Origin of the sequence: uncultured Bradyrhizobium sp. (genome assembly GCF_936943645.1) — a bacterium.
GTDB lineage: Bacteria > Pseudomonadota > Alphaproteobacteria > Rhizobiales > Xanthobacteraceae > Bradyrhizobium.
The window spans coordinates 30,380-49,374 of record NZ_CAKZJO010000085.1 but is presented as its reverse complement, the minus strand read 5'-3'; the positions used below and the strand labels follow the sequence as shown (position 1 = coordinate 49,374).

Genomic DNA, 18,995 nt, shown 5'->3' with positions numbered 1-18,995 from the left:
CCTTGCTGTTCAACTCGCCCATCTTCCTGTTCGTCTTCCTGCCGATCGCCCTCGGCGGCTTCTACCTGCTCGGCTGGCTACGGCGGCCGAATGCGGCGCTGTTGTTCCTGCTGGCGGCCTGCCTCGCATTCTATGCCTATTCGAGCCTGTTCAACTTCGCCCTCTTCCTCGTGTCAGTGGCGGTGAATTTCCTGTTCGGCTACGCGGTCGCGCATTTCCGTCGGAGCTCGCGGACATGGTTGATCGGCGGCATCGCGCTCAATCTCGCGCTGATCGGCTATTTCAAATACACCGGCCTGATCATCTCCAGCATCGATCAGCTGTTTTCGGCGTCGTTCGTCATCCCGACCATTGCGCTGCCGGTCGGGATCTCCTTCTACACCTTCGAGCAGATCAGCTATCTGATCGAGACCCGGCAACGGAAGCAGGCTGAACCGTCGCTGGCACGCTACTCGCTGTTCGTCAGCTTCTTCCCCCATCTGATCGCCGGGCCCATCATCCGCCCTCATCAGCTGTTGCCGCAGTTTTCAGCCCCGACTTTCGCGCTCTTTTCCTGGGAGAACTTCGCGCTCGGCATCAGCTTCCTGCTGTTCGGCCTGTTCAAGAAGACCATCATCGCGGACAGCATGGCCGCATACGCGACGCCGGTGTTCGCTTCGGCTGCGAGCGGCGGAACACCCGGCTTCTTCAACGCCTGGGGAGCCGCCCTCGCCTACACCTTCCAGATCTATTTCGACTTCTCCGGCTATTCGGACATGGCCATCGGGCTTGGCCTGATGTTCGGCGTCGTGCTCCCCTTCAATTTCAACTCGCCCTACAAGGCGACGAGTATCATCGACTTCTGGCGGCGCTGGCACATCACGCTGTCGCTGTTTTTGCGTGACTACGTTTACATCCCGCTGGGCGGCAATCGGTCCGGCCCGGCCCGACGCTATGTCAACGTCATGCTCACCATGCTGATCGGCGGTCTCTGGCATGGCGCAAATTGGACGTTTGTCGCCTGGGGCGGGCTGCACGGCCTGCTCCTGCTCGTCAATCACGCCTGGCGGAACCTTCGTGGCGAGCGCGAGATCAATGTCGTCGGGCAATGGACGGCGCGAATTGCCACGTTTCTCCTGGTCGTGATCGCATGGGTCTTCTTTCGGGCCGAGAGTTTCGATGCAGCAAGCCGCGTTCTCAATGGAATGAGGGGCATGCATGGCTGGCTCCACGGTCCCCTGCTCGACCCTGCGCCGGGGCTCTCGGAGATGCTGAAGGCGATCGGGGTCAGCGCGGAAGGCGATTGGCTCGCCGGCGGATTGCTGCTCGGCGGGTTCGTCGTAGCATTGACGATCGTGTGGGGGCTGCCGAACACCCAGCAATTCCTGCTTGGCGAAGGACGACCGAAGGAAGCCCGGCTGGCGTGGCGTCCGACGCTCGGCTGGGCGGCGGCGCTCGGCCTGCTGTTCGGCGTCGCCTTCACCTATAATGTGGTGGCGGTCAATCGCGTGAGCGAATTCATCTACTTCACGTTCTGAAGCTGGATGACATCGAACCGCCCCTCACGGCTCAACTCATCTGCTCATAGTAGGCGAAGCCTTCGTCGACGCCGCCAAAGAAGACGCTCTCGCCCTTGGACAGGACCAGCGCCTTTGTGCACATCAAACGGCACAGCTCCTTCGAATGTGACGCCAGCATCAGGATCCGCGCACGGCTGACGAACTGATTGACGCGCTCGCGCGCCTTCTCCTGGAAGTGCGCATCGCCCGCGCCGATGCCCTCGTCGATCAACAGGATGTCTGGGTTCTGGGCAGTCGCAAGCGCGAACGCGAGCCGCGCCTGCATTCCTGCAGAATAGATGCGTGTGGGCAGCGACAGATAGACACCGAGCTCGGTGAACTCCTCGATGTCGTGCACGAGGTCCTGATATTTGTCGCCGGGCCAGTTGTACAGGTTTGCAATCAGCCTGATGTTCTCGTAGCCGGTCGCATCGGAGTTCAACGCAATGCTGCCGCTGAGCAGCGTGAACGCGCTCCCCTTCACGTCCACCGAACCGGTCGACGTCGGGTAGATTCCCGCCACCAGCCGCAACAGGGTGGTCTTGCCCGCGCCGTTGTGGCCGATCAGGCAGACCCGGTCGCCCTCTTCCAGTTCGAGCGAGAGATTCTTCAGGGCATGAATGACGATGACGCCGTTGGACCGGCTTGCCGAGTCGGAACCGACCCGGACATTGCTGAATGACGGCAGGCGGATCAGGCGGAGCGCATGGCTATCGTAGATCGGTATGCTGACGTTGACGTTCTTCAGACGCACGTGAGTCATGGGTCAGCCGTTTCTCATGATCTTTTGCTGCTCGAGCATGATCTCATCGGCCTGCTGGACATGCTCTAGACGCAAAACGCGAGTTGACCGCGCATCCGTCGGTAAACGAAAAAAGCGAGCGCGTAGCCGGCCACTGTGAACCCGAGAACCGTCAGATAGTGCCCGAGCGGCGGCACCTGGCCGAGCAGCGGATCGCGGATGATCTCGATGAAGTAGAACAGAACGTTGTATTCGACGAGAAACTGCCGGTTGCTGGCGATTTGCCGGTAGTTCCAGAACACCGGCGTCACGAAGAAAGCAAGTTGCATCAGGTTTCGCACGATCAGCTCGACGTCCCGGTATCGCGCGCAAATGAAGCCGAGCACCATCACGACCCAGAAGCCGTTGACGAACAGCAGGACGATCCCGGGGATTGCGAGCAGGCTGGTCCACACGAGCGGCACGAGCGCAAACACGACCCCCATCAGATAGATGATCGCGTGATGCCCGAAGGTGATCATGATCTTGAAAACGGTTCGTCCGACATACAGACCGAGACCGAGGGTCGAATTGCTGAGATATCCGGCATTTCTGACGAAGACGCCGCCCCCTTCGATGACCAGCGCTGATATGGCCGACCAGACGATGATTCCGACGCCGACATAGGCGATAATGTCGGAGATACTACTGCCAAAGATCGCTGAGGAGACGACGCTCAGGCCCAGCAACATCACGAGAACGTTGAGCGTCTCCCACAGCGGGCCGATCCTCGAGCGCCGATATTGGCAGACCGTGTCGAGCCACGCCCAGCTCAGGGCGTTGGACAACATGTTCAAATTCCGGTGGATCGCTGATGCCACCGGATGCGGTTCAGATAAAGGCTTTACAACGGTTGAGGCCAAGACAACTCCCAACTTCGTGTACCACTCCGCGTCAGGCGTCGCGTTCTGGAATATCGCACCCGACAGGCAGACCGGACCAGAAGTCCGTGTGAAAGAAACTTGCGATGCCTCGCAAGATTGCGCCAGACGTCAGGCTCGCAACCGGGCTTCGTAACGGCGGTAAGCGCCTTCGATGCTCAGCATGACATCTCGCCCAAGCGGCCCCTGTTCGCAAGCCGCGACGCTGGCCAGAACTTCGTTACGCGTTAGCATGCCTGGAATCACCGTGGCAACTCCGTCCACTGAAAGGCAAAATCGCAGCGCCAACGCAGCCCGATTCCCGGGGGTATCGGCCAGATCGACGCTGTCGACAACCCCTTGGGCGGCTTCTATCCAGGTGACAATCCGATCGCGCGGCCATCTGCTGCGGTGGTCGTTGGCGGGAAATACGGTGTCCACGCCGACGCCTCCGGCCAGGAATCCCGAGGCGAGCGGGGTACGAACGATCATCCCTATGCCTCGCGATGCTGCCTGACCGGGCAATCCGGCATCGATCGCGCGCCAGTCCAGTATGTTGCAGTTGACCTGAAAACACCCGACGCCGGCCACGTCGATCAGCGCAAGCGCATCCTCCGGCGAGAGCGTCGAGATGCCCCAGCACCTGACCTTTCCCTCCGTCACAAGCCGCTGCATCAGCTCCACGATCTCAGAGCCGCCGGTGACGATGGCCGGAGTGCCGTTGTGAAGCTGGAGCACATCGACATAATCCGTCCGCAACCGGCGCAGGCTGCCTTCGAGCGACGCCCGCAACGCCGCCGGGCTGAAATCGTAGCCGCGATAGGATGCTGTGATGCCGGCCTTGGTCGCGATGACGACGTCGCTTCGGCGGCCCTCGAAGCACGCTCCAATCAGCTCTTCGCTGTGGCCGTCTCCATAGACGTTCGAGGTGTCGTAGAAGGTGATTCCGCAATCGAACGCGGCGCTCAGGGCGCGAAGCGATTCCTGATCGTCAGTCTCGCCATAGGACGTTGCGCCCGGCGTGCAGCCCCCGATCCCCCAGGCCCCGAAGCCGATGGCCGAAACCATAATTCCGGTGGAGCCGAGCGGCCGGTACTGCAAGGGCTTGGCTCGCTACGCGGTCAGTAATGGCCTGCGAGCTGCGGCTCGGCCATGATGCTGCGGTTGATATAGAGATAGGCGCCCTTCTTGTTGCCCCACCACACGACCTCACGGCACCAATCGAGGATGTTGGAATAGCTGGACTTGCTGCGCTCGATCAACACTTCCGATGGCATCTCGCGCAGTGCCGCAGGTGCGCCCTTGCGGACATTGTCGCAGAATTCGAGGATGTTGTAGCGCGTGGACATCCGGAGATCGTCCAGCACGAAGGGTTGCGAAATCAGGGCCGCGTTCAGCTTGATCGCCTCCTTCACCGCGGCTTCGAGCAGCGGCCAGGATTGATCGACCATGGACCTTGCGAGCAGACCGGGCAGCAGCCTCTCCGCCTCCGCGTAGAACGTCTGCAGCTGCCCCTCCGCGGTCAGCTTGATGAACATGTATTCGTCGGCCGGCCAATAGATCCCGAGCCACTCCTTCGAATAGACGTATTCGGGCCCGCCATGCTGCATCGACAGAGCTTCCCTGTCGAAGAGCTCGCGCACGCTGCTGATGACGGGATACTCTTCCTTCGAGGCCGTCAGGAATGCATCGATGATATCGCGATAGGCGAGCCCCCCGAGCTCGCAGGCCACCATCATCGGCAGCTGCAGCAGCTTGTCGAAATGCAGGAACGCCGCCATCCAGCCGAATACGCGCGTCTTGCGCCATTCCTCCGGCGGCAACGAATAGGTCGCGATCACGAGGTCCTGAACCTCGGGAACGTCGTCGGGCATCTCTTCGCGGGTGCCGTGGATGTTGATGATCTCGGACTGGACCGTCACCATCCCGAACTTCTTGAGATAGTCCGGGTTGCCCATTTCCGCGTTGGGCAGAATGGTCAGATTGTTGAACTGCACGCGGTTGTGCTGGCCGAGGCGAATCAGCTTGTCGACGCCGTTCCGGAACGTGTCATAAGTCTCGCCGGGCAGACCGAGGATGATATCGCTGTAGGTCTCGACCTTGTCGGCCGTGAATCGCCGCGCCAGCTCGAAATATGTTTCCAGCGAGATGTTGTCGCGCTTGATGTTCTTGAGCGTGGTCGCATCAAGACTCTGCATCGACAGCGCAACGCCCTTGTTCAGTTTTGCGTCCGACAGGATCTTCTGGGTCTGGTAGGCGCGCTCGGTGGCATTCTTGGTGTTCTGCACCGAGAAGCCGTGTGGAAATCCGGTGCGTTCACGGATCTCCGCCACCGCCTCCGCGATTTCGACGTCGCGCTTCTGAATGCCGAAATTGGCGTCGCAGACGAAGATATACTTGACCTCGCGCTTGGCGAACCAATCAAGCTCGCCGCGCAGGCGATCGAACTCGAACTTGGTCACCTTGCCCGCAGTCGCCGAGCCCCAATCGCAGAACGTGCACTGGAACGGGCAGCCGCGATTGGTTTCCCACAGACCGATCCACTGCTCTTCCGGGTTGCTGGCGATCAGATCGTCGAAGATGCCGTTCAGAAACGGCGACGGCAGCTCTTCCAGGTCGCGCATCCGCTCGACGGGCGCGCCGCGCACGAAATTGCCGGCGGCGTCGATGTAACTGATACCGCGGATTCCGCTCCAGTCGCGCTCCGGAAGCCTGTTCAGCAGCTCGACGAAAGTCTTCTCGCCCTCGTTGTGGACGACGAGATCGATGAACGGGTTGTCGCGCAGGAAGCTTTCGGCATGGTCGGGCACATGCGGTCCGCCAAAGATCACCAGCCGGTCAGGATGGAGCCGTTTGATGCGCCGCGCCGCCTCGAGCGATATCCTGGCGTTCCAGACATAGGTGCTGAAGCCGACGACGTCGGCGTCTTCCAGCCGATCGACGATCTCGGACACCGGAATCCGCTTGTAGATCATCGGGAGGAAGCGGAACCTGCCGGACGGAAGCCGCTGCTCGGCGTAGGACTGCAGGCAGGCAATCGAGTACGGCAGATAGTTCTGGCCGGAAAAGCTATTGTTGATTTGGACGAGCCCGATCCGAACCATTTTCAGTTCCCAGGTCCTCACCCGCCGAAGTAGCCAGCGCCGATTGGATACACGCCAGATCGGCGGTCAGTAAGTCAATACCAAATAACCTCTCGGCTATATAGAGCCCGCTCAGCGCCGCAGTCTGGTCGAAATGGTGCGATTTCACCAGATCCAGCAGCTCGGACCGTGGCAGGGACCGCACGGTTCCATGCTCCGTCCGCTGGTATCCTTCCGCCTCGTGGGCCCCCAGGCCTATGAAGAAATAGTCGATCGCATCTTCCCGCTGAAGGGCGAACCGGCAGGGTGTTATCGCGTGCCAGCTGTCGCAGACAAGCCCCGTCTCCTCCAAAACCTCTCGAACGACGGCGACCTCGGGGGTCTCGCCCTCATCCACCGAACCTGCGGGCATCTCAAGGGTCGCCCGCCCGAGCGGCGGGCGGTATTGCTCGACCAGGACGACCGCGCCTGCGCGATCGAGCACGAAGGCAAGGACCCCGTTGGGGCGAATCACACAGTAGTAGGGTTCCGTGGTTCCACTCGGCTCTCGACCGGGGTCAACGGTTCTGATTTCAAACCAAGGAGTCCGAAAGACCGTCCCGAACTCAGAGGTCATGAGGCAAAATCACGTTGTTCGTTTGGCGGACGGTGTGCACGCCTTCGCGTTCCCGGCGCCAGGAAAGCGCCGCCGACAGGCGTCCTTGGCGGCCATCGACGCGCCGCGCCGGGCTCGTCACGACGACGCACCGGATCGTCGCTGCCGTCGCCGAAGATGGTTCCCGGAATGGGCGGCCTACCGCCATCGACATCTCAGCTGATGCTCTCGAGCCGTATCGCCTCGCGCTGGTAGTCGAGGAGATCGCTCAGAGTCTGCCGCGCCGAAATCTGCGGCGTCCAGTTCGTCGCCTTGCGGAACTTTCCGGTATCGGGAATCTGCAACGTGACGTCCGACGGCCGCAACCGCTTCGGATCGACCTTGTGCTCGATCGGCACGCGCGCCAACGATTTCAGGGTCTCCAGGATATCCCCTACCGTCATCGTTTCGTTGCCGCCGATATTGTAGACTTCTCCGCTCGGACAATGGTCGAGCAGCAGCTTGTAAGCCCGCACCGCATCGCGCACATCCGCCAGCGTGCGCACACTGTCGAGATTTCCGACGAGCACCGGACCGTTCTTCTTGTTCGCCTCGATCTCCGCAATCTGGCGCGCAAACGAGCTTTCCGCAAAGACGTCGCCGCGACGCGGGCCGGTGTGGGTGAACATGCGGGTTCGCACCAGGTCGAGCTGATACGACAGCCCGTATTGAAAGGCGATGAGGTCCTCGCCGACCTTGGAGACCGCATAGGGGCTTGCGGGGCGAAGCGGCGCCTGTTCCGTGATCGGGACTTCCTCGGGCCTGACCTGCCCATAGACCTCGGACGACGAGCAGATATGGACCCGCGGATTGATTCCAGCGATCCGGATCGCATCCAGCAGATTGCACGTGCCGACGATGTTGCTGTTCAGGGTGTCCGCTGGCGCGACGAAGCTCATGTCGACGTAGGACTGCGCCGCCAGGTGATGGATGCGATCAGGCTTCACATTGCGCATCAGCACGACCAGGGAGTTCAGGTCACGCAAATCGCCCTGATGCAGCCTAATCTGCGACAAAATGCCCTTGATGTTGCGCAGCGGGCTCCGCCACCTCACCAGCCCGTGGACCTCGATCTCGGGAAACGTCGACAGGAAAAATTCGGCCAGATGGCTCCCCACCATCCCCGTAATGCCCGTGATCAATACCTTCATGATTTCATGCGGACGTTCCGCCGTCTCTTTGCGAAATAATGGGATTTGGGATGGGCCACCAGATCTTCAGCTCGGGATCGTTCCACAACAACGTGAATTGCGAGGATCGATCATAAGTTGTGGTCTGCTTGTAGTGGAACATCGCGGATTCAGTCAACACGACGTGCCCATTGCCGAAGCCCGGCGGAACCAGAACCTGCTCGCGGTTTCGGTCCGAAAGTGTAATGGCGGTCCACTGTCGATATTGTGGGGAGTCCGGAATGTTGTTGATAACCACCAGATAGAACGCGCCGTGGAGACACGACACCAGTTTCGCCGTCTTCCGGTCGCCGTGAATGCCCCTCAGGACATGCTGCCGCGAAACCGAAATATCATCCTGGATGAAATCATAGGAAATGCCGGCGGCCTTGTAGGCCGGCTCGTTGTAGAGCTCGACATATTGACCGCGAAAGTCCTCGAATACGGTGAGCGGCTCCACGACAAGCACGCCGTCCAGCGGAGTTTTTCGCGTCATCGGCGGCAGGTCGGCCGTCATAGCAAACACCATTATTGCGCGTGCGCGTGATTATAGCTACGTTTCGCAGCTGCGCAAACTCGAAGTTGCTTTGCAACCAAAGGTGAAATCAAAATTCGTGAAGCGCTCATCATCGCCGGCGATCTCGATTGCCGGCTCCGCACATTCATCGGCGACCAACCGAAGCCCCAGGCTGAAGTCGCCGGCCGGCCATTCATCACATTGCCGATCGAGCAACTGTTGCCCTTGGGCTTCCGGCACGTCGCTCAAGTCGGACAATCCGGACCAGATCCCTCCCCCGGCGGCTGGTGAAAGACAATATGACCGACGTCGTCGCTGCAAATCTCTCCGCAAGCGCCACCCGGCCGGCGCGCAACGTGCTGATCACCGGCGCGCGCAGCGGCCTCGGACACTCCGCGCACTGCGCGCTTGGTGGAATCGCCTTTGTGCGCGGGATGTCGATCGACGACCCCTCGATCCGCGCCGCGGCGCCGTTCGACGCCATCATCCATTGCGCCGTCAACGCCGCAAAGGATATCTCGATGAAGACGGCCTATGGATATATGGCCGACAATTTCCTGCTGACGCAGCAATTGGTCAACATCCCGCATCGCAAGTTCATTTTCGTGTCGACGCTGGCGGTCTATCCACCGACCGGCCGCGCCATCCGCGAGGATGAAGACATCGACCTGATTCCGCTCTCGGGCCCGTACGCCTTTACGAAACTTTTCTCCGATCTCTATGTGCAGGAACACGCAACCGCCCCCCTGATCCTGCGCACGACGACCCTGCTCGGCCCTTCAATCCGGCCCAGCACGGTTCATCGGGCATTGACCCAAAGGGACTGCCAGCTGTTCCTGGCACCAACCGCGCGCTACAATTTCGTGATGCACGACGACATCATCGCATTCATGGTCCAGGCCATGGATTGCGGCCATACCGGTGCGTTCAACCTGGGATCGGAAGGACTGGTCCACCTGTCAAGCATCGTCGATCAACTTGGTCTCTCCGTGCGCTATGGCGAATATCCGTACGACATCGGCCCTGTCGACAGCCGCAAGGCGGGAGCGCTGCATCCCGCCTTCGCCCGGCCCTCCTGGCAAACGCTGAACAGGTATATCGACTGGCTCGGTCCGGCCTATGTCGGCACCGGCCGGCTGCGGGGTCCATGATGCTCGCAGACATGCCGTGACGCGAGATACCGCATGCACCTCAGGCAACTTCCCGTAGATGTCCGCGGTCTGCGGCACTCACTAGACGCGCCCCTGATCCGCAGTGTAGATAAAACCAGCTGCGAGATCCGGCTGACCTTTCATCCGCGACACCCCAGGTGAGCATGATGGCGGACATCAAGACACAGAAGCACGACGCGATCGTGCTTTCGAGCCAAAGCGAGAAGGACCTGCAACTCAAATTCGTTGAGATGCTCAAGCAGGCGCCGCTGCCGGAAGACGAGCTCCTCGCAAATCTCGGTCTGTTTCTATCCTCGAAATCGCTTTCGCGGATTCTGTTCTTCTACGAGATCTACCGCAAGATCATCAATACCCATGGCGTGGTGATGGAGTTCGGCGTCCGCTGGGGCCAGACGCTCTCCTTGCTGTCGGCGCTGCGCGGGATTTTCGAGCCGTTCAACCGGCACCGCAAGATCATCGGTTTCGACACCTTCGCCGGCTTCAAGGGCATGAGCGACAAGGACGGCAAGCTGTGCAAGACGACGGACGGGTCGTTCTCGGTCAGTGAAAACTATCAGCAATATCTCGGCGAAATACTGGCGCTGCAGGAAGCGCTCAATCCGATCTCGCATCTGAAGAAATTCGAGCTGGTGCAAGGCGACGCGACGGAAACGATCCCGGCGTATCTGAAGCGGCAGCCGGAAACGCTGGTGTCGCTCGCGATCTTCGATTTCGACATCTACCAGCCGACCAAGGTGGCGCTTGAAGCCATCAAGCCGCATTTGTTCAAGGGCAGCGTGCTGGTCTTCGACGAGCTCGCTGACGATATCTTCCCGGGCGAGACGATTGCGCTCCGCGAGGTGTTCGACGTCACCAACCTCAGGGTGGAACGAATGCCGATGACGGCGCGTGTTTCCTACGTGGTGCTTTGATGGACGATATCTGCAGGAAGATCCGGTCGGAAATTCTCAACATCTCGAACAAGAGTGGGCACGGCCACATACCGACGTCGTTCTCGATCGTGGAGATGCTGACCGCCGTCTACCAGACCATGCGGCACGATCCCAGCCGGCCCGACATGCCGGAGCGCGATCTGTTCGTCCTGAGCAAGGGGCATGCCTCGCTCGGTTTCTATTGCACCCTTGCCGCACACGGCTACTTCAGCTTCGAGGACGTCTATGCGTTCGGCGCGTTCGACTCCCGTTTCGGCTGCCACCCCGACCGCACCAAGGTTCCCGGTGTCGAAGCCTCGACCGGTTCGCTCGGCCATGGCATCGGCATAGCGGTCGGCATGGCCCTCGCCGCAAAGATCGCCGGCACGAAGCGCAAGGTCTACACCCTGATCGGTGACGGCGAGTCCAACGAGGGCAGCGTCTGGGAAGCGGTCATGGTCGCGGTCAACACCAAGCTCGATAATCTGACGGTGCTGTACGACAACAACCAATCGCAGGGCCGTTGCCTGCCGATCGGCAATCCGGCCGAGCGCTTTGCCGCCTTCGGCTGCGACGTATCGGAGCTGCACGGCCACGATCTGCCGGCCATCAAGCAGGCACTTGCAAAGCCGACCGACCGGGTTCGCGTCCTCGTCTGCAACACCGTGAAGGGGTATGGCTGCGAAACCCTCTCCGAAAACGTCTACGAATGGCATCGCCGTGCGCCGAAGCCGGACGAGCTGAACAAGCTTCAAGAGGAGCTCCATGCGGGCGCAATTTAAGAACACCGTCTCGGAGCTGGCCGCGCAGGACGACAGCATCGTCATCGTGCTCGGCGACATCAGCGTCTACATGTTCAAGGACTTTTGGGAGAAGCACCCGAACCGGTTCTACAACATGGGCATCTGCGAGAACACGCTGGTCAGCGTCACCGCGGGCCTGAGCTCGCAAGGTTTCAACCCGTTCGTGCACACGATCTGCCCGTTTCTGACCGATCGCAGCCTCGAGCAGATCAAGCTCGACATGTGCTACAACAATTTCGCCGGCAACATCGTGACCTGCGGCGCCACCTTCGATTACGCCTGGGACGGCGCGACCCATCATGCCTATACCGATCTTGCCTCGTTGCGCATGCTGCCGAACATGGAAGTGCTCCACCTCGGCTCCAAGCGGGAGGTCGATGCGCTGATCCGGTCGCAATACAGGAGCCCGCGGCCGACCTATTACCGGCTATCGGATCATCCGCATACGATCGAGACCAATACCGAGTTCGGCAAAGGCACGGTACTGAAGAACGAAGGCGCGCCGCTGACCGTGATGACCGCTGGCCCGATCCTCACCAGCGTGATGGAGGCGTGCCGCGACCTGCCGGTCAACCTCGTCTATTTCCATACCCTCAAGCCGATCGACAAGGCGCTGATCGAACAGTTCCGGGATACCGAGATCCTCGTTGTCCATGACGCCTATGGGCTCTATGAGGCGATTTCCGAGGTCCCTGCCCTGCGCATGCGCTATCACGGCCTGCCGGACGCGTTCTGCGGCTGGTACGGGACCGTGCACGACATCCGCAAGCGCATCGGCCTGGATCCGGCCTCGATACGGAGTGCCGTTCAGACATTGCTCGCGGACCGCTCCCAGGCAGCGCGGCCGCGCTGAACGCCGACGGAGCTCTCCTCGCGCCGGGTTGCGCTGACACGTTTTCTGGGCCGCTGATGTTCTTTCAACGCCGCCTTTCTCTGGTGACCGGGGGAGCCGGTTTTATCGGCACCCATCTCGGCCAGGCGCTCCTGAACGCAGGCGGCCGCGTGCGTCTTGCCATTCACGAGCGCGCGCCGATCATTGCCGATTCCCGCGTGGAGACGGTCCATGGCGACCTCACCGACCCGCAGGATTGCCTGAGGGCAATGGAGGGCGTGCAACTCGTCTTCCACGCGGCAGGCGCGGTGTCCGGCGCGGGCGGATCTCCGGAAGACGCCATGGCCGGGATCGTCAAGAACCTGAATTTGACGGCGCAGGTCCTGCACGCCGCCTGGGCGGCCAAGGTCGAGCGCATCCTGATCTTCAGCAGCAGCACGGTCTATCCCGCAACCGATCACCCAATCCGGGAAGACGAGCTGCACGAGGAGCCGCCGCACCCGTCCTATCTCGGCTATGGCCGGATGCGTCGCTATTTCGAACATCTTGCCGAATTCGTCGCCAGCCGATCGACCGTCAAGGTCGCGCTGGTGCGGCCGACGGCGGTCTACGGCCCTCATGATGATTTCGACCCGAGCCGCAGCCATGTCATTCCCGCGCTGGTGCGCCGGGCCGTCGAAAAGGCTGACCCTTTCGAGGTGTGGGGAAGCGGCAATGAAATGCGCGATTTCCTCCACGTCGAGGATTTCGCGCGCGGCTGCCTGCTCGCGATCGAAAAGCATGCCGTCTGCGATCCCGTCAACATCGGCTATGGATCTGCTGTTTCGATTCGTCAGGTGGTCGAGACCATCCTGAAAGCGGCAGGACACGACGTACGCCCGCACTTCGACGCATCAAGGCCGACGACGATCCCGGTTCGAACGGTCGACACATCGAAGGCCCGGCGCGTCCTCGGATTTGAGCCGCAAATCCCGATCGAGGCCGGATTGAGCGACCTCGTTCGCTGGTACGCCGCGCAGGCCGCAAGCTAGCCCGGCGCAACGACCGCTCAGACCGGTCGCCAGATCGTCTGCGAGTAGCCTTCGTGCAACAGGCTGCCGAATTCCACGCGGTGTTCCTTGAGGATTTCGATGCGCCCTTCCTCTTGCAAGGCATGGAGCGCGCGCGGCATTCCATGCAGGAAGTTGCGGATCGCGTGACCGCGCATGGCCAGATGATCTATGAAATTGGCGGGGTCATACCACTCGTAGATCGGCTCGACGAAGACACACAGTCTGGGGCGCTTCGCGAGCAGGAAGTCGACAAAGGCGCCGAACGAATCCGACACCTGTTCGAGCGCGGCAAACGTGTAGACGACGCTGTTACGCGGAATGTCAATATCGTAGTCGGGCTTGTAGAAGTCGAACAATCGCCCCTCGGTGTTCCAGCCGCGCAGTTTCCTCATATTATTGATGATCTCGCAGGACGGCTCAGCCCAGTCGAGCCCCGTGATCTTCTTGTCCGGAAACATCTGCGCGAGCACGCTGACGTGGCCGCCGGAGCCGCATCCAAATTCAAAGATCTGCTCGCTGTCCGCCATGTAGGTACGGAACAGCCATTCCTGGTACACCTTGCGCCAGTTCTGCTCGAAGTTCGGTTCGACCGGCTGGGCATACCGCCGGTACAACCGGACCGGCATGTTCGGCCGAACGTATTTCGGCGCCAGCGCGTCGACATCGCCCTTGCTGGTGACGAAGTCCGCAAGGTTTTCGCCCCATCCCTTGACCCAGCGCGACTTGTCGCCGGGGACGACGATCGAGAACTCCTTGCGGCGGATGCGCTCGAGCAAGCCGGTCACGACCTCGTCGAGTTGCTCGCCCTCGATCCAGTCATATCGCCAGTCGCATCGCGCGATCTCGGCGAGGCAGCCTGGCGGCAGCTGATCCTCGGGATGTCCCAGAAGCCGCGCGAAGTCTTTCATCTCAAGCGAACGGCTCGTCATGGGCCTGATACTGTCCATCTAGAAAAGCGCATAAATGAAGGGCGCGACCGCAGAGCCCTTCGACAAGACCAGCAGCGAGCCGAATAGCAGCATCATGATGAAGATCGGCAATAGCCAGAACTTCTTCCGTACCCGCAGGAACATCCAGAATTCGCTCAGAAACGAGAGCATGTCCAACCCCAGAAGCGATGATGCATCGAGTCCGGGCAGGACGCCGACAGCCTTCGCGGTGATCAACTGTGAAACTATTGCATGTCTCAGGTCGATCCGGAACAGATTTCAGCGGCCGCCATTTGCCACCTCCGATAGTCCGGAGGGCATGCAGGCCCAGGCGCTAGTGGAAGGATGGAAGCCCCAGCGAAATATTCCGCTTCTCGGCCGCGCCGGCCGCCAGGTAATGCTCGATTCCGGACCGGAACATCTTGCTCACGATTGCGTTTCGCACGTCGCCATAGGGGATGTTGTAGCCTTCCTCGTCCCAGCCGGAGAAACCGCCTCGCCGGTTCTCGAGCGCACCGACCTTCATATAGTGCTCCTCGCCGCTGCGATACTTGCCGGCCTTCACAGCCGCGGCGACGTCGGGGTTCGCCGCCAGATAGGTTTCCTCGATCCATCGCATGGGCAATCCCTTGCGGCGCCCTTCCGCCCGCCCCTGCTTGATGTAGTGCTCATATCCGCTGGCGAAGGCCCCCGAGCGGATCAAGGCGACGACATCCGGATTGTCTTCAAGATACGCTTTCTCGTTCCAGCTGGGAAACCCGCTGTGCCGGAACTGGAGAAAGCCCGCGGCCCGATAATGCTCGAACCCGTTCTTGAACTTGCCCTCCGAGATCAAGGCCGCCACGTCCGGATTGGCCGACAAATAGGCCGCCTCCTTCCAATCGTGCGGCGTTCCCGGGATATGGCTTTGTCGCCAGTCCGGCAGCACCTTTCCGGTATAGAGAACGCGCACGATCTCGTCCGCCATCCGGCCGGCCATCATCTCGCCACCGGTGCTCAGCTCGAGGGACTCATACTTCATGTGCGCGAGATCCTCGAAAACCTGCTCGCGGGTAAACATCAAGCTCAAATCGACGTAGTGGTATGACGGGTTGTGCTCGGCCGCGGCCTGCAGTTTCGAGCGCACGACCGGATAGACATCGTCCATCCATTTCAGCAACGCCGGCTCCGTCTTCTTGATGACCTCCTTGTCCACCTCACCCACGACTTTGTGCTTGAGCGAGAAATAAGGCTGGAGGAACCCCACGAACCTGGCGCCCCCTCCCTCCGCCAGATAGGACATTGCCAGCTGGTTGCTGACGTAGTGGTCGAGACGTTCGGGATTCGCAGTAGAATATCCCTCGCTCGTGGGCCGGCCAGTCTCACCCTGGAATGGATGTACAGCCTGAGGCGGGCCTAGTAGTGGCGAGGCCAGCCGAACCAGCGCAGACCTGGTTGCGAGCTGCTGCAGGACACCTTGCTGCTGGATCTTTCCGGTTCGCGGATCGAAGGCCTTGGCCATATCGACCTGCGTCCTGTAATAGAGCGAATGCTTGAAAAGACCCTCGCCTAACCGCAAGACGGTTCGATCGTCCAGTACGAGCATATCGTTGATGCCGTTCAGCGAGGTCACGACGTCGGGCCGGAATTGCATGGCGTCGTGCGCCAGAGTGCCGAGAGACACGCTCGAGAAGCCGGCACCCACCGACGTGTTGATGACCTCCCACTCCTCGTCCGTCCGAAGCTCGAGCGCCCGCTTGAGCTCGCCTCCAAGAGAAGCCTCCTCGCGACATCCCCAGCAGGAAAACCCCACGCTGTCGCCCAGCAGAATCGCGCGTCTGACCGATTTGCTACGTTCGATCTTCGGCTCCGGACCGCGCCAGCCCCAGCTGTTGATGACGACCGGCACCCAATTGCCCAGCTCGTAGCGGAATCCGGGAGTGTTGCGAAATCCGGCCCACGGATGGTAGGCGCCGTATTGATTTTGGACCGTGATCTTCGTTGCCTCGGGAACCGGGGGCACGACTGAACGCGCCCACCATTCACCGATCACCAGACATACGACAGATAGCAGAAGGGTATTCCCGACGATCAACGACGTCGTTCGCAAAAAGCTTCCCAGCGTGGCCAAATACCGCACTGCCAAAACCACCTTCCGCCAGAAAAACCGATAGGGATGGAATAAGGCTTGCAGCTGTTGCGCATGTCAATCCCCGGCTGCCGGCAGGCGGTGGACGTCGCCCCCGCGAGACGATACAGGTTGCATCATTGCTGTGACAACCGGGATAGTCGTTATGACGATCGAGCCGACGTCGGGCCAGAGCCGCGTCAGGATCTTCGTATCCGGCGCGTTGACCGTCATCCTGACACTTCTGATATGCACCGCCGCGGCCGAAGGCGTGCTCCGGCTGAAGAACGCCTCGATGCGCAACTATGATGTCGAGATGTGGCGTTATAGTCGCGAGCTCAAATTTGCCAGCGAGCTTGCCGTCCTCGGCCACGAGCACCAGCCCAACGCAAAGGCGACGCTGCAATCGGTCGAAATACGCACCAATGCCTGGGGCCTTCGTGGCGGCGCCGTGAGCGAGGCCCCTGCCCCGGGCCGTCGACGCGTCCTGATGCTCGGCAGCTCGATCGCCTTGGGCTGGGGCGTACCGGAAGAAAGCGTCGTATCCAGCCTGCTGCAGGCAAAATTCGCGGTCGCCGGACAAGATGTCGAGATCCTCAACGCCGGCATCGGCAACTACAATGCCGAGCGCTACGTCGAACGGTTTCTCCACCGGCTGACGCCGCTCAAGCCGACCGACCTGCTGGTCCTGGCCTTCGTCAGGGATGGCGAGCCGCTCGAGCAAGGCGGTGGAAATTTTCTGCTGCGCAACAGCCAGCTCGCTTTGACCGTCTGGACTGTCGTCAATCGCGTATTTGGCGAGAGCGGCGAGAACAGTCTCGTCGCGCATTATCAGCGGATCTATGCGCCGGGTTCACCTGCGGTGACCAGAATGAATGCGGAATTCGCCAAACTCGCCGCCTACGCGCGCGAGCACCGTATTCGCGTCACGCTCGCGATGGTTCCGGACATCCATAATCTGGACCGCTATCCGCTTCAGTTCGTTCATGACATTTTCGGCAAGACGGCCCGCGACAATGGCTTCGCCTATGTGGACCTGCTTCCCGCGCTGCAGGGAATAGCCTCCAGCGACATCTGGGCGATGCCCGGCGACCCTCACCCGAATGCTCGGGGGCACGCGCTCATGGCAGACGCCATTTATCCGGTCCTGGCTTCGGAAGCCACGCCCTCCAGGGAACAATGACAGGTGCTGTTCAGCTCGCCGGTCTTCATCCTTTTCTTCGCCTGCTATCTGCTCCTGCACTGGCTCACCCCCGGGCATCTGCGCATCTACACGATGATCGCGGGCAGTGCCGTGTTCTATGGGTACTGGAATTGGATCTATGCGGGGCTGCCGTTCGTTCTCACCCTCGCAACGTTCATCGCAACTGGATGGACGGCATCGGCCGCGCCGGAGTACCGCCGATGGCGGCTCGGCATCAGCGTCCTGGTGCTGCTCACGCCGCTGCTGTTCTTCAAATACACCAACTTCATCTGGAATGGCGTGATCGGTGCCGTGAGCCGGCTGGCCGGCGTCGCGAACGATGACAGACTATTGAGCCTCGGCCTGCCCCTCGGCATCTCGTTCGTCACCTTCACGCTGATCGCCTACCTGGTCGATGTTTCAACGGGCAAGTATCCCCACCGCGCATCGCTTCGCTGGTTGCTCGGATATGTGCTGTTCTTTCCTCATTTGATTGCCGGGCCGATTCTGCGTCCGCACGAACTGATCCCGCAACTGCATCGGCAAATGCCGATCCTGCGGCGGAATATATTGCCGGGCCTCGCGCTGTTCACGGTCGGCCTCATCAAGAAGCTGGTGTTCGCCGACCCGATCGGATCGGTCGTCACCGAAATCTACGCCCGGCCGGCCGGGCTCGGCACGGCCGAATATCTGTTCGCGCTCTATGGCTATTCGGTGCAGATCTACTGCGATTTCAGCGGATATACCGATATGGCCATCGGCCTCGCTTGCCTGCTCGGCGTACGCTTGCCGGGCAACTTTCGCCGGCCCTATGTGGCGACCTCAATCGGCGATTTCTGGCGGCGCTGGCACATCACGCTGTCCCATTGGTTGCGCGACTACGTCTATATTCCCCTCGGCGGAAGCCGGGACGGCGACGCCAGGACCTTGCGCAATGTCATGCTCACAATGGCTTTGGGCGGCCTGTGGCACGGCGCCAACTGGACGTTCCTCGTTTGGGGCCTTCTGCATGGGGTCGGCGTCGCAGCGAGCCGCCTTTCGGCCCCGCCACCGTTACGCGGCTTGAACCCGCCTCGATGGGTCCTCACCCTGCTGACCTTTCACATCGTGGCCCTGCTCTGGATCTTCTTCCGGGCCCAGGATTTTGGCTCGGCCCTCACCATACTCTCGGGGTGTCTTTTCTCCTGGTCGTTCGCCAGCGCATCGACGTTCCTCACGGCGCACGCGTTCGAGCTCACGCTGGTCGTCAGCTTCTTTCTGCTTCACCCATGGGATGACGCGCGCCGTATCCGCATTGCCGCCCGGAAAGCCCCCGCCCTCGTGGCCTACACCGTGCTGGCCGTGGCGTGTGTCCTGGCCTATTCGATCGGCTCGCAGAGTTCGGGCCAATTCATCTATTTCGAGTTCTAGTGCCGGACCAGGTC

19 protein-coding genes are annotated in these 18,995 nt (G+C 61.0%); 8 read left to right on the top strand and 11 right to left on the bottom strand.

What is annotated here, in order from left to right; all coding sequences use genetic code 11:
- The first annotated feature begins 2 nt into the window (after window positions 1–2).
- Window positions 3–1,517: an MBOAT family O-acyltransferase gene (locus Q0743_RS24950; RefSeq protein ID WP_298244139.1), complete on the top strand. Its 1,515-nt coding sequence runs from the start codon at window positions 3–5 to the stop codon at window positions 1,515–1,517.
- A 31-nt stretch (window positions 1,518–1,548) separates the two neighbouring features.
- On the opposite strand, the gene Q0743_RS24945 is transcribed toward Q0743_RS24950, so the two are convergent.
- The 8 genes from Q0743_RS24945 to Q0743_RS24910 all read right to left on the bottom strand — a co-directional run bounded on the left by Q0743_RS24945 (window position 1,549) and on the right by Q0743_RS24910 (window position 8,831).
- A complete protein-coding gene (locus Q0743_RS24945; protein WP_298244138.1) occupies window positions 1,549–2,301 on the bottom strand; it encodes an ABC transporter ATP-binding protein in 753 nt (250 codons plus the stop codon).
- A gap of 65 nt (window positions 2,302–2,366) precedes the next feature.
- On the bottom strand, window positions 2,367–3,182 hold the full coding sequence (locus Q0743_RS24940) for an ABC transporter permease (protein WP_298244137.1): 816 nt from the start codon (window positions 3,180–3,182) through the stop codon (window positions 2,367–2,369).
- A gap of 129 nt (window positions 3,183–3,311) precedes the next feature.
- Complete coding sequence (locus Q0743_RS24935; protein WP_298244136.1) at window positions 3,312–4,280, bottom strand: aldo/keto reductase; 969 nt, start codon at window positions 4,278–4,280, stop codon at window positions 3,312–3,314.
- A 20-nt stretch (window positions 4,281–4,300) separates the two neighbouring features.
- Window positions 4,301–6,283, bottom strand: coding sequence for a radical SAM protein (locus Q0743_RS24930; protein WP_298244135.1), 1,983 nt, complete (start codon window positions 6,281–6,283; stop codon window positions 4,301–4,303).
- The gene (locus Q0743_RS24925; protein WP_298244134.1) at window positions 6,249–6,878 is read right to left on the bottom strand and encodes an NUDIX hydrolase; all 630 of its coding nucleotides are present in this window, start codon (window positions 6,876–6,878) and stop codon (window positions 6,249–6,251) included. Before Q0743_RS24925 ends, Q0743_RS24930 begins: the two co-directional genes overlap by 35 nt.
- A 194-nt stretch (window positions 6,879–7,072) precedes the next feature.
- Window positions 7,073–8,047, bottom strand: coding sequence for a GDP-mannose 4,6-dehydratase (locus Q0743_RS24920; protein WP_298244133.1), 975 nt, complete (start codon window positions 8,045–8,047; stop codon window positions 7,073–7,075).
- A gap of 4 nt (window positions 8,048–8,051) precedes the next feature.
- The gene (locus tag Q0743_RS24915; RefSeq protein WP_298244132.1) at window positions 8,052–8,582 is read right to left on the bottom strand and encodes a dTDP-4-dehydrorhamnose 3,5-epimerase family protein; all 531 of its coding nucleotides are present in this window, start codon (window positions 8,580–8,582) and stop codon (window positions 8,052–8,054) included.
- Between the two features lie 36 nt (window positions 8,583–8,618).
- Entirely contained in the window at window positions 8,619–8,831 is a 213-nt protein-coding gene (locus Q0743_RS24910) for a hypothetical protein (protein WP_298244131.1), read from the bottom strand.
- A 107-nt stretch (window positions 8,832–8,938) separates the two neighbouring features.
- Here Q0743_RS24910 and Q0743_RS24905 point away from each other — a divergent pair, with 107 nt between their 5' ends.
- The 5 genes from Q0743_RS24905 (at window position 8,939) to Q0743_RS24885 (ending at window position 13,331) form a co-directional block, all read left to right on the top strand.
- Window positions 8,939–9,733: an NAD(P)-dependent oxidoreductase gene (locus tag Q0743_RS24905; RefSeq protein ID WP_298244130.1), complete on the top strand. Its 795-nt coding sequence runs from the start codon at window positions 8,939–8,941 to the stop codon at window positions 9,731–9,733.
- 167 nt (window positions 9,734–9,900) lie between these two features.
- On the top strand, window positions 9,901–10,665 hold the full coding sequence (locus tag Q0743_RS24900) for a hypothetical protein (protein ID WP_298244129.1): 765 nt from the start codon (window positions 9,901–9,903) through the stop codon (window positions 10,663–10,665).
- Window positions 10,665–11,447: a transketolase gene (locus Q0743_RS24895; RefSeq protein WP_298244128.1), complete on the top strand. Its 783-nt coding sequence runs from the start codon at window positions 10,665–10,667 to the stop codon at window positions 11,445–11,447. The genes Q0743_RS24900 and Q0743_RS24895 overlap by 1 nt, the downstream gene beginning before the upstream one ends.
- Window positions 11,431–12,321 (top strand): hypothetical protein, encoded by an 891-nt coding sequence (locus Q0743_RS24890; RefSeq protein ID WP_298244127.1) that lies wholly within the window; start codon window positions 11,431–11,433, stop codon window positions 12,319–12,321. The genes Q0743_RS24895 and Q0743_RS24890 overlap by 17 nt, the downstream gene beginning before the upstream one ends.
- Before the next feature lie 56 nt (window positions 12,322–12,377).
- Window positions 12,378–13,331, top strand: a complete 954-nt coding sequence (locus Q0743_RS24885) for an NAD(P)-dependent oxidoreductase (RefSeq protein WP_298244126.1) — start codon at window positions 12,378–12,380, stop codon at window positions 13,329–13,331.
- A gap of 17 nt (window positions 13,332–13,348) precedes the next feature.
- Here the strand turns inward: Q0743_RS24885 and Q0743_RS24880 are convergent, their stop codons facing one another.
- From Q0743_RS24880 to Q0743_RS24870, 3 genes are all read right to left on the bottom strand, one after another.
- Window positions 13,349–14,281: a class I SAM-dependent methyltransferase gene (locus Q0743_RS24880; protein WP_298244125.1), complete on the bottom strand. Its 933-nt coding sequence runs from the start codon at window positions 14,279–14,281 to the stop codon at window positions 13,349–13,351.
- An 18-nt stretch (window positions 14,282–14,299) separates the two neighbouring features.
- Window positions 14,300–14,452 (bottom strand): DUF5989 family protein, encoded by a 153-nt coding sequence (locus Q0743_RS24875; protein ID WP_298244124.1) that lies wholly within the window; start codon window positions 14,450–14,452, stop codon window positions 14,300–14,302.
- 163 nt (window positions 14,453–14,615) lie between these two features.
- Window positions 14,616–16,391 carry a hypothetical protein gene (locus Q0743_RS24870; RefSeq protein WP_298244123.1) on the bottom strand — a complete coding sequence of 592 codons (1,776 nt, stop codon included), beginning with the start codon at window positions 16,389–16,391 and terminating at the stop codon, window positions 14,616–14,618.
- Between the two features lie 163 nt (window positions 16,392–16,554).
- Here Q0743_RS24870 and Q0743_RS24865 point away from each other — a divergent pair, with 163 nt between their 5' ends.
- Window positions 16,555–17,571: a GDSL-type esterase/lipase family protein gene (locus tag Q0743_RS24865; RefSeq protein WP_298244122.1), complete on the top strand. Its 1,017-nt coding sequence runs from the start codon at window positions 16,555–16,557 to the stop codon at window positions 17,569–17,571.
- Window positions 17,572–17,574: 3 nt separating this feature from the next.
- Window positions 17,575–18,981: an MBOAT family O-acyltransferase gene (locus Q0743_RS24860; RefSeq protein ID WP_298244121.1), complete on the top strand. Its 1,407-nt coding sequence runs from the start codon at window positions 17,575–17,577 to the stop codon at window positions 18,979–18,981.
- The last annotated feature ends 14 nt before the right edge of the window (window positions 18,982–18,995 follow it).